The 16,025-nt window shown below is 63.5% G+C and carries 13 protein-coding genes; 5 read left to right on the plus strand and 8 right to left on the minus strand.

Going from position 1 to position 16,025, the window contains the following annotated elements:
• The first annotated feature begins 15 nt into the window (after window positions 1-15).
• Window positions 16-1,509, plus strand: coding sequence for an MFS transporter (locus tag RND64_RS19755; protein ID WP_049700126.1), 1,494 nt, complete (start codon window positions 16-18; stop codon window positions 1,507-1,509).
• A gap of 75 nt (window positions 1,510-1,584) precedes the next feature.
• On the opposite strand, the gene thpD is transcribed toward RND64_RS19755, so the two are convergent.
• The 6 genes from thpD to RND64_RS19785 form a co-directional block, all read right to left on the minus strand.
• Complete coding sequence (gene thpD / locus RND64_RS19760; RefSeq protein ID WP_235434424.1) at window positions 1,585-2,508, minus strand: ectoine hydroxylase; 924 nt, start codon at window positions 2,506-2,508, stop codon at window positions 1,585-1,587.
• Window positions 2,509-2,696: 188 nt separating this feature from the next.
• The gene (locus RND64_RS19765) at window positions 2,697-3,806 is read right to left on the minus strand and encodes an ABC transporter ATP-binding protein (protein WP_049700063.1); all 1,110 of its coding nucleotides are present in this window, start codon (window positions 3,804-3,806) and stop codon (window positions 2,697-2,699) included.
• Between the two features lie 41 nt (window positions 3,807-3,847).
• A complete protein-coding gene (locus tag RND64_RS19770) occupies window positions 3,848-4,726 on the minus strand; it encodes a carbohydrate ABC transporter permease (protein WP_049700064.1) in 879 nt (292 codons plus the stop codon).
• The gene (locus RND64_RS19775; RefSeq protein WP_235434425.1) at window positions 4,726-5,670 is read right to left on the minus strand and encodes a carbohydrate ABC transporter permease; all 945 of its coding nucleotides are present in this window, start codon (window positions 5,668-5,670) and stop codon (window positions 4,726-4,728) included. Before RND64_RS19775 ends, RND64_RS19770 begins: the two co-directional genes overlap by 1 nt.
• Window positions 5,671-5,688: 18 nt before the next feature.
• The gene (locus tag RND64_RS19780; RefSeq protein WP_049700066.1) at window positions 5,689-7,017 is read right to left on the minus strand and encodes an ABC transporter substrate-binding protein; all 1,329 of its coding nucleotides are present in this window, start codon (window positions 7,015-7,017) and stop codon (window positions 5,689-5,691) included.
• Between the two features lie 50 nt (window positions 7,018-7,067).
• Complete coding sequence (locus RND64_RS19785) at window positions 7,068-8,132, minus strand: sugar-binding transcriptional regulator (protein ID WP_152930114.1); 1,065 nt, start codon at window positions 8,130-8,132, stop codon at window positions 7,068-7,070.
• A 130-nt stretch (window positions 8,133-8,262) separates the two neighbouring features.
• Between RND64_RS19785 and RND64_RS19790 the strand changes: the two genes are divergently transcribed.
• The 3 genes from RND64_RS19790 to RND64_RS19800 are packed head-to-tail and all read left to right on the plus strand — an operon-like array spanning window position 8,263 to window position 12,082.
• On the plus strand, window positions 8,263-9,303 hold the full coding sequence (locus RND64_RS19790) for an NAD(P)-dependent alcohol dehydrogenase (RefSeq protein ID WP_049700067.1): 1,041 nt from the start codon (window positions 8,263-8,265) through the stop codon (window positions 9,301-9,303).
• Entirely contained in the window at window positions 9,300-10,772 is a 1,473-nt protein-coding gene (locus RND64_RS19795) for a mannitol dehydrogenase family protein (RefSeq protein WP_049700068.1), read from the plus strand. Before RND64_RS19790 ends, RND64_RS19795 begins: the two co-directional genes overlap by 4 nt.
• On the plus strand, window positions 10,769-12,082 hold the full coding sequence (locus RND64_RS19800; RefSeq protein WP_049700128.1) for a xylulokinase: 1,314 nt from the start codon (window positions 10,769-10,771) through the stop codon (window positions 12,080-12,082). The genes RND64_RS19795 and RND64_RS19800 overlap by 4 nt, the downstream gene beginning before the upstream one ends.
• Window positions 12,083-12,123: 41 nt before the next feature.
• Here the strand turns inward: RND64_RS19800 and RND64_RS19805 are convergent, their stop codons facing one another.
• Together RND64_RS19805 and RND64_RS19810 are read right to left on the minus strand one after the other, a co-directional pair.
• Window positions 12,124-12,813: a helix-turn-helix domain-containing protein gene (locus RND64_RS19805; protein ID WP_049700069.1), complete on the minus strand. Its 690-nt coding sequence runs from the start codon at window positions 12,811-12,813 to the stop codon at window positions 12,124-12,126.
• Window positions 12,810-14,306 carry an APC family permease gene (locus RND64_RS19810; RefSeq protein ID WP_235434419.1) on the minus strand — a complete coding sequence of 499 codons (1,497 nt, stop codon included), beginning with the start codon at window positions 14,304-14,306 and terminating at the stop codon, window positions 12,810-12,812. The genes RND64_RS19805 and RND64_RS19810 overlap by 4 nt, the downstream gene beginning before the upstream one ends.
• Window positions 14,307-14,551: 245 nt before the next feature.
• On the opposite strand from RND64_RS19810, the gene RND64_RS19815 reads away from it, so the two are divergent.
• The gene (locus RND64_RS19815) at window positions 14,552-16,012 is read left to right on the plus strand and encodes an APC family permease (protein WP_049700130.1); all 1,461 of its coding nucleotides are present in this window, start codon (window positions 14,552-14,554) and stop codon (window positions 16,010-16,012) included.
• The last annotated feature ends 13 nt before the right edge of the window (window positions 16,013-16,025 follow it).

Here is a 16,025-nt window from a genome sequence, read left to right on the forward strand (position 1 = left end):
CCCAAGGAGGTGTTCATGTCCGACACTCAATCATCCCCTGCTGGGGAGAATTCGCTGCCGCACGTGGAGAACAAGACCGCGACCAGCGCGGTCGCCACCGTGATCGTCCTCTGCCTCGGCGGACTCGTCGCCGCGTTGATGCAGACGCTCGTGATCCCGATCCAACCTGAACTGCCACAGTTGCTCGGCACGTCGCGCTCGAACGCCTCGTGGGTCATCACCGCAACGCTGCTCGCCGCGGCCGTGGCCATGCCCATCGCGGGCCGACTCGGTGACATGTTCGGCAAGCAACGCGTACTGGTCGGCTCGGGCGTCCTACTCGTCGTCGGCTCGGTTGTGTGTGCGCTCAGCGACTCGGTCATCCCGATGATCGTGGGTCGCGCCATCCAGGGTCTCGCGATGGGCTTCATCCCCGTCGGCATCAGCCTGATGCGTGAGGTCACACCGCCGAAGATCACCTCGATGGCCATCGCCGCGATGAGTGCCACCCTCGGCGTTGGCGGCGCAATCGGTCTGCCGCTCTCGGCATGGATCGCGCAGACATGGAACTGGCACGCCCTGTTCTGGGTTGCTGCGGCACTCGGCGCAGTCGTGCTGCTGCTGGTCATCTTCGTCGTGCCACATGTTCCCGACGCCGCGGGCGGTCGGCTCGACATCATCGGCGCCATCGGCCTGGCCATCGGTCTGTGTGCTGCGTTGATCGCAGTCTCGAAGGGCAATGACTGGGGTTGGGCATCGGGTACGACGCTCGGCCTTCTCGCGGCAGGCATCGTCGTATTGATCGCCTGGGGCTTCTATCAGTTGCGCGCGTCCGACCCACTCGTCGACCTGCGCACCACCGCGCAGCCTGCGGTGCTGCTGACCAACATCGCCGCGATCGCGATCGGTTTCGGCATGATGGCGCAGTCGGTCGTCATCCCAGCTCTGCTCGAGATGCCGAAGGAAACCGGGATCGGACTCGGCCAAACGATGCTGGCGGCCGGACTCTGGATGGCTCCGGGCGGCTTGATGATGCTGGTCTTCTCGCCGGTGTCGGGCATCCTGATCAACAAGATCGGCGCCAAGTACACCCTGGTGATCGGCGCAACCGTTCTCGGCGTCGGCTACCTGATCGCCCTGTTCCTGATGAACTCGCCGTGGCAGCTGATGGTCGCGTCGATCATCGCGGCCTCCGGCGTCGGAATCGGGTACGCGGCCATGCCGACACTGATCATGGGTTCAGTGCCGATGACCAAAGCCGGTGCGGCAGTTGGCCTCAATGGCTTGATGCGATCGATCGGCACCACGGTGTCATCGGCCGTGATGGCGGTCCTGCTCACCACGGCGACGGTGTCGCTCGGCGGCCAGGACATGCCGTCGCACACGTCGTTCCGTCTGTGCTTCCTCGTCGGAGCGATTGCAGCGTTCGTCGGCGCCGCGATCACGCTCACAATTCCCAAGCGCGGCCCGCAGCCGGTACCGACTGCGGTGTCGTCGGACGACGCTCCGGCGGTGCCCGCCGCCAACTGACGGTCGGCAGATACGCGCACGAGCATCTCACCGAAAGTGGGGGACGAGTTCTCGTCCCCCACTTTTCGCGTTCACTCAGCGATGCGCCAGATAGTCCGGGCGTGGCGCGCCGGACGCGAAAGGTGCTTGCAGCGCATTTGATTTCGCATTGAACACGACGAAGAGATTGCTGCGCGGATAGGGCGTGATGTTGCCCGACGACGCGTGCATGCAGTTCGAATCGAAATACAGCGCCGTACCCGCAGGGCCGGTGATCATGTCGATGCCATGCTCGTCCGCCAACGCCGTCACGTCGGATTCCTCGGGCGTCCCGAACGGCGGGCGGTACGACACCAGTGACTGATTGTGGTAGCCGTCGGGAGTCTGTCCGACGCACCCGACGAACTGCTCGTGGGAACCCGGGATGATCATCAACGCGCCGTTGGTGACGAGATTCGGGGTCAGAGCAAGCGAAACGCTGAGTGCACGCGGTGTCGGCATGCCGTCCTCGGCGTGCCACGTCTCGAAATCGGAGTGCCAGTAGAACGGGCCACCCGCAAATCCTGGTTTGAGGTTGATGCGACTCTGGTGAATGTAAACGTCGTCGCCAAGTATTTGCCTTGCGACACCAGCGATTTCGGTGCGATCACACATGTCGGCGATCGCGTCGCTGAGCTGGTGGACCGCGAAAAGTGAACGCACGTCGCCGCTCGACGACTCGCGAACCACGCGTTCATCGACGCCCAGCCTGTCGGTGATGGCCGCGACCTCTGTCAGGCACGTGTCGATGTCACTGTCGGACAACACATTTTCGGCGACGTGGTAGCCACGGTCGCGGTAGCCGTCAACCTCGGCAACCGACAGCGGCCCTCGCGCGTCGTGCTCCCAGACAACAGGGTGTGGGCGGGGTTCTATCTCTCCGTGATCGGCAAGACGTGTTCGGTACACGTCCACCGGGCGGCTGGCCGTTCGAGTTTCTGTGATCAACGCTGATCCTTCCCTCAGTCTGCATTTCGCCATGGTTCGAGTGCTCATGCAGCGTGGCCGCAGGGAAACTCGTACCGGCCTGCAGATGGCGGGTTGGCACGAAACCACGCCGCGGCCCATGCACTCGCGGAGTCTACGTACCCAAACCAGGCGCGTAAACCATCGAAGTGGTTCTCAGACCACCGAAAGGGCAGTGCCACCTGCACAGATGGCAAGAGGAATCAGTTCAGCCGCTCCCCCGTCTCGGGATGAAAGAGGTGTACCGCGCGATCGGCTTGGCGCAGTCGGATACCGTCGCCCCGCTTGGCCGGCGCGCGATCGGCCGAGCGGATCACCACGGTCATCGGATCGCCGTCGAGATTCCTGATCGAGTCGTCCACCAGGGACGCGTACACGTAGGTCTCACTACCGAGTTCCTCGAGAAGAGCGACGTCGGCGTCGATACCCGAATCTCCGTCGTCTGCCAGGGCGAGGTGCTCCGGCCGAATACCAACAGTCACTGATGACACGCCAGACTTACGCAGCGCCGCTTGAGATTCCGCGTCAAGATCCACACTTGCGTTACCGATCCCCACAGCGCCGTCGGTGACCGGAGCGGTGAACAGGTTCATCGACGGCGACCCGATGAAGCCTGCCACGAATGCGTTGCGAGGTCGGTCATAGAGTTCGGTCGGAGTGGAGAACTGTTGCAGCACTCCGTTCTTCAGTACCGCAACCCGATCACCCATCGTCATGGCCTCGACCTGGTCGTGGGTGACATACACCGTCGTGGTACCAAGCCGACGCTGCAATGCGGCGATCTGGGTTCTGGTTTGCACCCGCAGCTTGGCGTCGAGGTTCGACAACGGCTCATCCATGCAGAACACCTGCGGTTCACGCACGATCGCACGGCCCATCGCCACACGTTGCCGTTGCCCACCCGAGAGCTTCGCGGGTTTGCGATCGAGGAAGTCGGTGAGGTCGAGCAGCTTTGCTGCCTCGGCAACCTTGGCTTTACGCTCGTCTGCGGGCACTCCCCGCATCTTGAGCGCAAATCCCATGTTCTCCCCGACCGTCTTGTTGGGGTAGAGCGCGTAATTCTGGAACACCATCGCGATATCCCGATCCTTGGGCGCAACACCCACCATGCTGTTACCGCCGATATGGATTGCGCCAGAGTCGATCTCCTCGAGCCCTGCAAGCATTCGAAGGGCCGTCGACTTGCCGGATCCCGACGGCCCGACCAGAACAATGAATTCGCCGTCCTCGATGTCGAGGTCGAGTGAGTCGACAGCCAGTTTCTCGGCCCCGGGGTAAACGCAGCAGGCCTTGTCGTAGGTGATGGAAGCCATTGTGAACTCCTGTGTGTGCTGAATGTTGGATTGTCTGTTGACTACTTGATGGCGCCGAAGGACAGGCCACGGACGAGCTTGTTCTGCGCGATCCACCCGCAAACGACGACGGGAAGTGCAGTCAACACCGACGCCGCTGACAGTTGCGCCCAGTACAGTCCCTGCCCCGACATGAACCCGGTGAGGAACACCGGCATGGTTTGCGCGTTGACCGCGGTCATGTTGACGGCGAAAAAGAACTCGTTCCACGAGAAGATGACGCATATCAGTGCAGTGGCAGCGATACCGGGTGAGATGAGCGGCAAGATCACCTCGCGCACGGCGGTCCACATACTCGCGCCGTCGATACTGGCCGCCTCCAACAGTTCTCCGGGCACTTCGAGGAAGAACGACCGCATCATCCACACGGCGATCGGCAGGTTCATCGCCGTGTACAGAATGATCAACGTCCAGACGTTGTCGAGCATCCCCAGTTTTCCGACGATCACGTACAGCGGGATGATCGCCGCGACGATGGGTAGCATCTTCGTACTGATGAAGAAGAACAGAGCGTCCTTGGTCTTACGCACCGGGCGCAGCGACAGCGCGAAAGCTGCTGGTACACCGAGAAGCAACACCAGGATCGTCGAGACCACGGTGGCGCACAACGAATTCAGCAGCGGGGTGCCGATCCCGGCGTCGAACACATTGCGGAACTGCTGCAGGGTGGGCGTGAAGAAGAAGGTGGGCGGGTTGGTTGCCGCGTCACTCTCCTGCTTGAACGCCGTCAACACCATCCACAACACCGGGAAGAAGAACCCGATGGCGAGTATCCAGGTGATCGCTGTCAGCACTCCGCCGCGCGGATCGCGTCGACGTCGGATGGTCGGGGTCTCCGTCGAGGGAGACGTCGACGTTGTCGGGGTGGCGGTGGCGGTCATCAGGCTGCCTCCTCGGTTCCGGTGAATGATTTGAAGATCAGTCGAAGTGCCAGCGACGCAACGACTATCGTCCCGATGACGGTGACAACACCCATCGCGGCGGCCTGGCCGATGTCGAATCCGAGGAACGCCCGCTGGTAGATGTAGAACGACAGGTTGGAACTGGCCACACCCGGCCCGCCCGCCGTCATCATGTAGACCGCATCGAAGGTGTTCACCAGATAGATCGCACCGAGTACTGTGCCCAGTTCGATGAAGCGACGCAGGTGCGGGAGCGTCAACTCGCGGAACAGCCGGAAGCTGGTCGCACCGTCGACTCGCGCTGCCTCCTGGATGTCGCGCGGCATCGACTGCAGCCCAGCGAGAATGAGAAGCATCATGAACGGCGTCCACTGCCAGATCAATTCGGCCATCACGCTCATGAGTGGGAACTGCGACAGCCAGTCGACGTGAATTCCCAAGGGACTCAACGCCCAGTTCACCAGACCATTGGTCGGCGAGAGAAGGCTCGTCTTCCACAGAAGTGCCGCCGCAACGGGTGTCACCAGGAATGGGGTGATGAGCAGGGTGCGTACGATCCCTCGCCCCAAGAACTTTCGGTCGAGCAGCAGCGCGAAGAGCAGACCCAATGCGACCGAGATCAGCACCGTTCCCGCAATCAGCACGATGGTGTTGAGCGTGACCTTCCAGAACTGACTATCGGAGAAGACGGCGCCGTAGTTGTCGAGTCCGACGAATCGACGCGAACCGGGGCGCACAAGGTTCCAGGACTGTGTCGAGTAGTAGAGGGTGAACACGAACGGAATCTGTGTCACCACGATCATGAAGATCAGCGCGGGTAGCAGCGGTCCCCGCCTGCGCCAACCCTCGGCGCGTGTGATTTGGTCGCGCTTGGACGTTACCGCCTTACCCGAACCGGCGTCGGGTTGCGCCGGCGGTGTCATGACTGCAGTCGCCATGGTCTACCTCTCCCTCTGATAGGACTTACCGACGACCTGCGCGTACTGCTGCGCCTGCTCCAGTGCGTCATGAACACTGATCTGACCTGCGATAGCGGCCGAGATCTGTTGGCTGACACGGGTACCGAGGTCCTGGAACTCTGGGATCGCGAGGAACTGGATTCCGGTGTAGGGCACCGGCTTGAGCGTCGGCTTGAGCTGATCTGCCGCCTGCATCGCCGACAGCGTCTGCTCGGCGAACGGCTGCGAGATCTTCTGATAGGCGGGCAACTGGTAGGTCGACATTCTGCTGCCCGGCGGCACGTGCGTCGCACCGAGTGTTGTTGCGACGTGCTGGATGTAGCTCTTGTTGGTCATCCAGTCGATGAACTTCCAGGCGTCGTCCTTGTTGTCGCTGCTCGACGGGATACCGAGTGACCAGGTGTAGAGCCACCCGTTGTCATTCTTGGCCATGGTCGGCGCGGGTAGGTAGCCGACGTCGCCGGCGATCGTGGAGTCGTCTGGACTCTCGAGAACCGAGACCGCTGACGTGGCGTCGTACCACATCGCAACCTGCCCCTGCGACATCAGGTTTCCGCATTCTTGGAAACCGGAAGACGATGCGCCGGCCTCGCCGTACCTGCGAACGGTGTCGACATACATCTGCACCGCCGCCTCGACCTCCGGGCTGGTCAGTTGAGCGTTCCAGTCCTCGTCGAACCAACGTCCGCCGTACGCGTTGATCACGGTGTTGAGCGGTGCAAGCACCTCGCCCCATCCGGGCTTGCCACGTAGGCAGATTCCCGCTGTCTGGTCGTTGGTGAGACGGCGTGCTGCGTCGGCGACCTGTGGCCACGTCGGGGTGGCAGGTAGATTCACACCCGCCTGTGCGAAGAGCTTCTTGTTGTACATTAGAAACGACGACTCACCGTAGAAGGGCGCCGAGTACATCTGCCCGTTGTAGGAAAGTGCTGATTTGAGCGTCGGTATGAAATCGTCTGCGTCGTAAGACGAGTCGGCATTCATGTAGGGCGTCAGGTTGACCAGCCAGCCATATTTGGCCCACATGGGTGTCTCGTAGTTGCTGATCATCACCACGTCGAATTCGCCACCGCCGGTCGAGACCGACGCGGTGATCTTCGCTCGTGCCTCGTTCTCCGACAGCGTCACGAACTTGACGTGCACTCCCGGATTCTGTTGTTCGAACTGCTCGGAGAGCTTGACGGCGTCTTGCATCTGCGAGTTCGACACCATGGCGACGGTGACCTCTCGGCTGCCTCCGCCAAGCGAACCCGCGCCCGAACACCCGGTGACGAATGCGAGTGATGCAGCGGCACACACCGCGGCCACCATGTATGTCGTCCGTCGTCGCGCGGCGCGAAGACTTCGTTGTCTCAGTGACCTCACTGTCGGCCTTTCTCTTGCATGACAAGCCATTCGGCGGTTTCGGTGTCGGTCACCAGAATGGTGGCGAAACCGCCGCGCAGGGCTCCGAGTATCGATTCACGGCGGTGAACTCCACCGGATACGAGAATGGATGTGGGACAGGCGCGCACGGCATCGAGCGGCACAGACACCGTCCGTTCCACGAGGCTCGACGAAACGGGCTCGCCCGCGGCGTCGTAGAAGCGTCCGCCGATCTCTCCCACCGCGCCCAGCTCGATGAGCTCGTCGAGCACGATGGCGTCGATGTACGCACCCTCGAACAGCGTCGTCGAGGTGGACACGGAGCCCACTCCGAAGAGCATGATGTGAGCACCTCGCGCTGCGGAAAGCGATTGGGACAGAATCGAATCGCGGTTGAGGGCGGTGACGGTCTCTGCGTCGACGTAGAGCGGGGCGACCAGCCGCAGTGGTTGCGCATGCAGTCGTTCGGAGAATCTTGCGAGCGCATGATCGACGCCGGTGTGGTAGTCGACGGATGTCATCGAACCATCCATCTGGACCACCCGTTGACACGACGCCGAGGCGCTCATCGCGTCGGCGACCGCGACTTGTTCAGGGCCCCAGGTGAATCCGAATGTGTCCGTGGACTGGATGCGGCGTGCGAGGACCGAAGCCCCGGCCCGACCGAGTGCCGCGTTACCGGATGTGGTCCCGTCGGCGACTTCATCGATGACCAGCGCCTCGTCTAGTCCGAATGCCTTCTCGACGCTCCGCTCGAGATCGGTATGAATCGACGCCGAGAGGTGCGACGGAGCCGAGACCGTCACCTGAACGAGGCCCTGCGCCCGAGCACGTGCCACGAGTCGCCCGGCGGTCGGGCGTGAGACGCCGAGACGCGCGGCGATCTCGGCTTGGGTCAGGCCCTCGAGGTGGTACATCGTTGCCGCCCGGACCAGCAACCTCAGATCCGATCCACTATCCGACGTCGCGCGGGACGTCGAACGTGAAGAGGTACCGGCATCGGAGTGCGTGGCCTCGGCTCGGGTCTGTGCCGGTGTCTTGTTGCGTGTCGCCATGAGCATCGCCCTTGATGTTCGCGTGATGTCGACCGGTGAGCATTTGCTCACTAGCGGTGAATATGCTCAATACGCTAACATCTGTGATGTGAGCCACGCAACATCCTCGACGACGAGTGATCAGGGACTCCACGCGATGCGGGCTTCGGTTCTCTCGCCTGGCCGACAGCTGACCGTGGAGACCAGACCCGTACCCCGGCCCGGCCCCGGAGATGTCCTTGTGCAGGTCAGCGCGGTCGGAATATGCGGTTCGGACACGCACTACCTGCGCCACGGACGCATTGGTGAGCACGTGGTGCGCGAGCCGCTGATCCTCGGACACGAGGCCGCCGGGGTGATCGTCGACGTCGGAGCGGGTGTCCAATCCTCACGCATCGGCCAGCGCGTGTCGATAGAGCCGCAGCGACCCGACCCGACGAGCACGGAGACGATGCGTGGTGACTACCACCTGTGCCCGGCCATGCGCTTCTACGGAACGCCCCCGGTCGACGGCGCGCTGACCGAGTTCGTGACGATCGGTTCCCCATTCGCGCATGCCGTACCCGACGACGTGAGCGACGAGGCTGCCGCACTTTTCGAACCCCTGTCGGTCGGTCTCGCGTCGATCGCGAAAGCATCGGTTCGACTTGGTGATTCACTTCTGATCAGCGGAGCGGGGCCGATCGGGCTGATGTGCGCGCAGGTAGCCCGTGCGGCCGGGCTCTCGCGGATCGTCGTGAGCGAGCCCGACGAAAAGCGCCGGTCGCAGGCACTCCGATTCGGGGCAACCGATGTCGCCGTTCCCGGCACGGCCATCGCACCCGTGGACGCATTCGTCGACGCGAGCGGCGCGCCGGCAGCGGTCACCGCGGGCATCTCCGCTCTTCGACCCGGAGGCCGTGCTGTGCTCGTCGGCATGGGCGCCGACACCATGGAACTGCCCATATCGTTGATACAGAACCGCGAGATTGTCCTGACGGGCGTCTTCCGCTATGCAAACACCTGGCCAACGGCGACCCGACTTGCCACCACCGGCGCCGTCGACCTCGACTCCATGGTCACCGCCCGTTTCGGACTCGACGAGCTGCCCGCGGCGCTCAACGCCGATCGCATCACAGGACACATCAAAGCTGTTGTGTATCCGGCACTCTCGCGCTACACCGAACCCCGACCAGACACCCGAAAGGCGCACCCGTGAGTACCCGGCTCAGCAACGACGCTCTTCCAGCAATCACCGACACCTCGACGCCCGGCTACGACCGCACACACGTCACCGTCGGAATCGTCCATTTCGGTGTCGGCGGCTTTCACCGTGCGCACCAAGCAATGTATGTCGATCGCCTTCTCGCCGAACCCAAGGCACGATCGTGGGGTATCTGCGGTGTCGGTGTCCGGCCTGCCGATCAGGCGATGCGCGACGCCCTCGTGCCCCAGGACGGGCTCTACACATTGACCCTCAAGAGTCCTGATGGCGCTGTCGAGACCTCGGTGATCGGTTCGATCGTCGAGTATCTCTACGCCCCAGACGATCCCGAGACCGTCCTTGATCGGCTCGCCGATCCCGAAACCCGGATCGTGTCGCTCACGGTCACCGAGGGCGGCTACAATTTCTCCCCTGCGACAGGTGAGTTCGACGCCGAGAATCCAGCCATCGTCGCAGATCTGAGCGGAAATCATCCTCTGGCAACGGTTTTCGGATTGGCGACGGAAGCCCTTGCACGCCGACGTGCACGCGGACTTCCGTCGTTCACCGTGATGTCGTGCGACAACATCCAGGGCAACGGGCACATCGCCCGCTCGACGTTCCTCGCCTACGCGCATCTGCGTGATCCTGAGCTCGCCCGGTGGATCGACACCCACACGTCGTTTCCCAATTCGATGGTCGACAGGATAACGCCGGTCACCCCACCTGAATTGGCGGCGGAGGTCGAGGCACGAACCGGCATCGGCGACAACTGGCCAGTCGTCGCCGAGCCATTCACCCAATGGGTCCTCGAGGACTCGTTCAGCAACGGACGACCCGCGCTGGAAAACGTCGGTGTACAGATCGTCGATGACGTCACGCCGTACGAGCTCATGAAGTTGCGTCTGCTCAACGCGAGCCACCAAGCGTTGTGCTACTTCGGTTACCTACTCGGCTACCGCTATGTTCACGACGCCGCAAGCGATTTCGACATCCGTGAACTGTTGCGCCGCTACATGCTCGACGAAGCAGAACCGACACTTGCACCATTGCCCGGTGTCGACGTCAACGCATATATAGACACACTTCTCGAGCGCTTCGCCAATCCCGCCATTGCCGACACGATCGCACGCCTGTGCCAGGATTCCTCCGACCGCATTCCCAAATGGCTCGTGCCCGTGATTCGCGAGCGACTCCACGCTGGTGGCAACGTCGATCTTGCCGCTGCCGTCGTGGCGAGTTGGACTCGATATGCCGAGGGCATCGACGAGAACGGCGACGCGATCGACGTCGTCGACCCGAAGGCCGACGAACTCGTGCCACTGGCACAGAAGTCGCGGACCGAACCGCTCGCCTTCGTCTCGGAACGAGGGCTCTTCGGTGACCTCGTCGACAGCGACGGCTTCACCAAGCCCTACCTATGGGCGCTGGAAACGTTGCGTACCAGGGGTTCCCGCGAGACCCTGAAGGAGTTGCTCGCATGACACTCGTGGCGGGGATCGACTCGTCAACGCAATCCTGCAAGATCGTGATCTGTGATGCCGAGACCGGCGCCGTCGTTCGCTCGGCGAGCGCGCCACACCCGCCGGGTACCGAAGTAGATCCCGAGCACTGGTGGACTGCGTTGTGCGCGGCCATCTCCGCCGCAGGCGGGCTCGACGACGTCGCGGCCGTGTCCGTTGCCGGACAGCAACACGGCATGATCTGCCTGGACGAGTCGGGCAGGGTGATTCGAGATGCCTTGTTGTGGAACGACACCCGATCGGCGACGAGCGCCGCCGATCTGATCGACGAGCTCGGCGGACCCGAGAAATGGGCGGAGACAGTCGGCGTCGTCCCGGTTGCCGCGATCACTGCGGCAAAACTGCGTTGGCTCGCCGACAACGAACCTCAGAACGCCGACATAACTGCCGCTGTATGTCTTCCCCACGATTGGCTGACGTGGCGGCTGTCCGGATCGACCGACATCGCCACACTGACCACCGACCGCAGCGATGCTTCGGGAACAGGATACTTCAGCGCTGCCCGAGACGAATATCGCCCCGACCTGCTTGAACTTGCACTACATGGGCGAAGTCCGTTGTTGCCCAGGGTGATCGAGGCCGAACAGGCTGCCGCACGAATCCCCGACGGCGCGCTACTCGGCGCAGGACTCGGCGACAACGCCGCCGCGGCACTCGGACTACAGGCCGGTCCGGGCGACGCCATTGTCTCGCTGGGTACCTCCGGAGTCATCAGTGCTGTCACCGATGTCGCGCCGTGCGATCCATCCGGCATTGTCGCGGGGTTCGCCGATGGCACCGGCCGCCATCTGCCGTTGGTGTGCACGCTGAACGGTGCACCGGTTCTCGCCGCAACCGCGAGAATGCTCGGCGTCGACCTCGATGAGTTTGCACGACTGGCAGTCTCGGCCCCTGCAGGCGCACACGGGCTGCGTCTCGTGCCCTACTTCGCCGGAGAGCGCTCGCCGAACCTGCCCGATGCGACTGGATCGCTGACGGGGATCACGACCGAGAACTTCACGGCGCCATCGGTCGCACGTGCCGCCGTCGAAGGACTACTCGGCTCGCTGGTGTGGTGCCGGGAGCAGATTGAGGCGCAGGGCGTCGACGTCGAGAGGGTCCTTCTCATCGGAGGTGGAGCGAAATCGCCGGCGATACGTGCCATCGCACCATCAGTCTTCGAAGGCACCGTCATTCTTCCCGCCGAAAGTGAATGGGTCGCGCTCGGTGCGGCCCGACAGGCTGCCTGGACACTGACCGGGCATCTGCCGGGGTGGTCGGTGGCGACGTAGCGGATATGAGCTATTCCCCGAGCTATTCCCCGTCCTTCAGCTCACTCCTCGCCGGGGGCCATGATCTCGGCGACCCGACGCGCGGGGTCGGCGAGCAGTCGGACTAGCGTCTCGGGGTTCTCGATGTGCTTAGCGGGCGCGGCGATGGTGAGCGCGGCGACCAGCGTCGAATCTGCTCCCCACACCGGCACAGAGACACAGCCGAAGTTGGGTATGAACGAGCCGATTTGGCTCGCGTGCGTCGGTGCCGCGGCCGGATGCCCGGATCCGATGGCGGTCATCAGCCTGCCCGCCGCGGACGCGGTCAGATCGTGGAGAAGCCGGCCGGGGTCACTGAGCGGGTAGTCCGGATCGATGTCCATCAGGCTCAGCCTGGCCCGCGAAGTCCCCGCGCGGTGGCAGCCGAACAGGTGCACGCCGAATCGCAGGCCGGCGCGCACCTCGTCGAGAACGGTACGGAGTTGGTCGGAGACCGGCGGCCCGGCAGCGGCGCCGATCATGCGATCAATTCTGGCGCCGAGCGCGAAGCCGCCCAGGTCGGGCGTGCGGACCAAATACTCCTCCTGCGCAAGCAGATTCACGAGACGGTACGTCGCCGACTTCGACAATCCGAGATGCCTGGACAACTCGACTGCGGTCACACCCGGCCCCATCGTCGCGACCTCTTCAAGGATCTGCAGTGCGTTGATCACCGATTTCGACGACGAGTCGCTCCCAAAGGCAGGACTCATCGCGACGGTCCGCCACTGACTGCGGCGTCGGCCTCGAGGTGTCCACTGAACACCTCTGAGCGCATTGGTGTTTCGTGAATTCCTATACGAGCTGTGACCAGTGGCCGAATGCGACGCAGCGTCACGTAGCCGAGTGCCGCCAGCGCCAGCCAGACCAATGCACCGATGATTCCCGGTGCCCAGGTGCCGCCGATGTTCGTCGCGACGAAGACAACCAGGATGCCGCCGAATCCGATCGCGGCGAGCCCGGCTATCACCGTCGTCCGTCGTTGTAGTTCACCGGTTTTGCGCAGAAATGCAGGCGCCGCAACGCAGACAAGAACGTAGGCGACCATGAATCCAATGGCTGGTGCTGCCGCCATCGAGCCGCGCATGGAATTCTCCGACGCACCCGCAGCCAGGGATATGACAATCACCGCGACCATCACGAGCAGGCTCACAACCACGCCGACGACCGGCGTTTTGAAACGCGGATGTGTGTAACCGAGTCGGCTGGGGAGCACGCTCTCTCGGGCCAGCGACAGCAGAGTTCGGGTCAGCGCCGTGGTACTTGCAAGCGCACACGCAAGAAACGATGCGCACACACCGAGATTCACCAGCGGGGCAACCCACGACGCCCCGATGCTCTCGGTGAGCACGTCGACGTTTCCCTCGCCGAGCGCGGAGATGCCGTCGAGCACTGTCGCTCCGCCCGCCTGGGCCAGTGTCGCGATGAGAACCACGACGGCGCCCAAGAGCAGCGAGGCGTTGATCGCCCGTGGGATGGTGCGCAGCGGACGCTTCGCTTCGACCGACAGTGTTGCGGCGCTTTCGAATCCGATGATTCCGCACGTCGCGACGGCTACGCCCGCGAGGTAGTGCGACCATCCGGTCGGCACCGCAACCGCTGAACGCACCGACATGTGGTCCCAGTTGCGTGCGACCAACACTCCGACAAGGGTCAACAATCCTGCGACCGCAACGGCCTCGATGATCAGCCCGACCCGCGCCGAGACTCGGACCCCGCGAATCAAGAGAACAGCCATGGCCGCCGCGATCCCCGCGACGGCAAGACACATCGTCAGCGTCGACGGTGCAGTGACCCCGAATATCCGCAACCCATAGGCTGCGGTCTGCGACAGCGTGAACATCGCCAGCGACCCGTAGCCAAGCGTCATCGCGGCCGCGGTGGCAGCGCCTGCGGAGGGGCCGAGGCCCTTGGCCGCGTAGGTGTAGAGAGCGCCCGGAGCAACCACGCGCGACGCGAAGACGCCGAGGGTCGATGCGACCAACGCACACAGCACGGTAGCCGTGACGACGCACCACACCAGCGGAGCATTCGCCTGGCCGAGCAGCATCGGTATTGTTGCGGCTGCAGCGCATGGCGCCATGACGGCCACCGACTGCGCGACCACATCGGTGAATCCGAGACTTCGACGATCAAGCCCGACCAACTGGGTGCGAGCGCCCAGACGTAGTCGCGCACGAACGCGATCTCTGGCTGGTCCCGGCATAGCGCGGACGCTAACCACAGCGTGTTTCCGCCGTGTTACTCGATGGTGTTGTGGGCGTGACACGCAACGGGTCTCGGCGTCGAGCGTCGTCCCACGAAGGTGTCCAGACGTGTTACCGCGGGGCAACGACGCCGCGACGGGGCGGTCAGAACATATATGCACGGGCATCGACGCCCAGTCCTCACGACATCTCCTTGCACGATTCCTTGCACGATGTCGCCCGTCTGATCGCAGAAGAGAATCACATGACATCTATCGATAGCGGCGCTGCCACCGCCAGTTCACCCGGCTCGTCTCGATCCCTGCAGGGGTCGCTCGGCGTCGGAGCCATCGTCTTCATGGTGGTCGCCGCGGCCGCTCCCCTCACCGTCGTCGGCGGTGGTGTACCCGTCGCGTTCCTGCTCGGCAATGGCGCAGGCGTGCCGTCGATGTTCGTCATCGCCGCCGTAGTCCTGCTGCTCTTCTCGGTGGGGCTGAGCACGATGGCCCGCTACATCCCCCGGCCGGGCGCCTTCTTCACCTACGTCGGCTACGGACTCGGCAGGCCCCTCGGACTCGGCACCGCGCATCTGGCGCTGCTGACCTACACGATGATCCAGGCAGCGGTGTACGGCCTGATCGGCGTGCTGATCTCCTCCGGCGTCTCCGACCTCGGCGGACCGTCGATCGCCTGGTGGGTGTGGGCACTGGTGATCGCGGCGTTCACCGGCATCCTCGGCTACCGGCACATCGAGTTGAGTTCCAAGGTCCTCGGTCTGCTGCTCATCGCAGAGATCGGGATCGTGCTGATCCTCGATATCGCCATCATGGCCAAGGGCGGCAACCAGGGACTCTCGATGGCTTCGTTCAAGCCGTCCGAGGTGATGTCGGGTGCACCCGGCATCGGCCTGATGTTCGCGGTCGCCGGATTCATCGGCTTCGAGGCAACCGCGATCTTCCGCAACGAGGCTCGTGACCCCGACCGCACCATCCCGCGCGCAACCTACGTCTCCGTCCTGCTCATCGGCGTCTTCTACGCCTTCTCGTCCTGGGCACTCGTCATGGCGTGGGGACCGGACAACGTGGTCGCCGCTGCCGCCAAGGACCCGTCAGGCATGATCATGGCGACGGCGCAGACCTACCTGGGCACCTGGGCGTCGACGACGGTCAATGTCCTGCTGATCACGAGCCTCTTTGCGTGCATCCTCAGCTTCCACAACGTGATCTCGCGCTACCAGCACTCGATGGCCTCGGCGACGGCCATGCCGTCGAAGCTGGGCACGGTGCACCCGAATCACCTGTCACCCCATGTCAGTTCGTTCGTGCAGACCATCACCGCCGCACTGCTCATCGTCGTCTTCGCCGCCTTGTCCCTCGACCCCGAACTCGAGGTCTTCGCCTGGTTCTCCGGCGTCGCAACTCTGGGAATCGTCGTGCTGATGGCACTGACCTGCCTCGCGGTGCTGGTGTACTTCCGCCGCAACAACATTCAGGCCGGCCTCTGGCGAGCGGTGATCGCGCCGACGCTCGGGTTCATCGGACTCATCACCATCCTCGTGGCGGTCATCTGGAACTTCCCGACGCTGATCGGCGGTTCGCAGTCGCTTGCCGACTTCTTCATCGCTCTTGTTGTCGCGGCACTCGTACTGGGAGTAGTCCAGGCACTGATCATGCGACGCCGCAACGTCGTTGCGTACGACTCCCTGACCTCGGCCATCGCGGTCTGACCCCCTTCTCTTC

The organism is Gordonia sp. w5E2 (assembly GCF_036540975.1).
GTDB classification, from domain to species: Bacteria; Actinomycetota; Actinomycetes; order Mycobacteriales; family Mycobacteriaceae; genus Gordonia; species Gordonia jacobaea.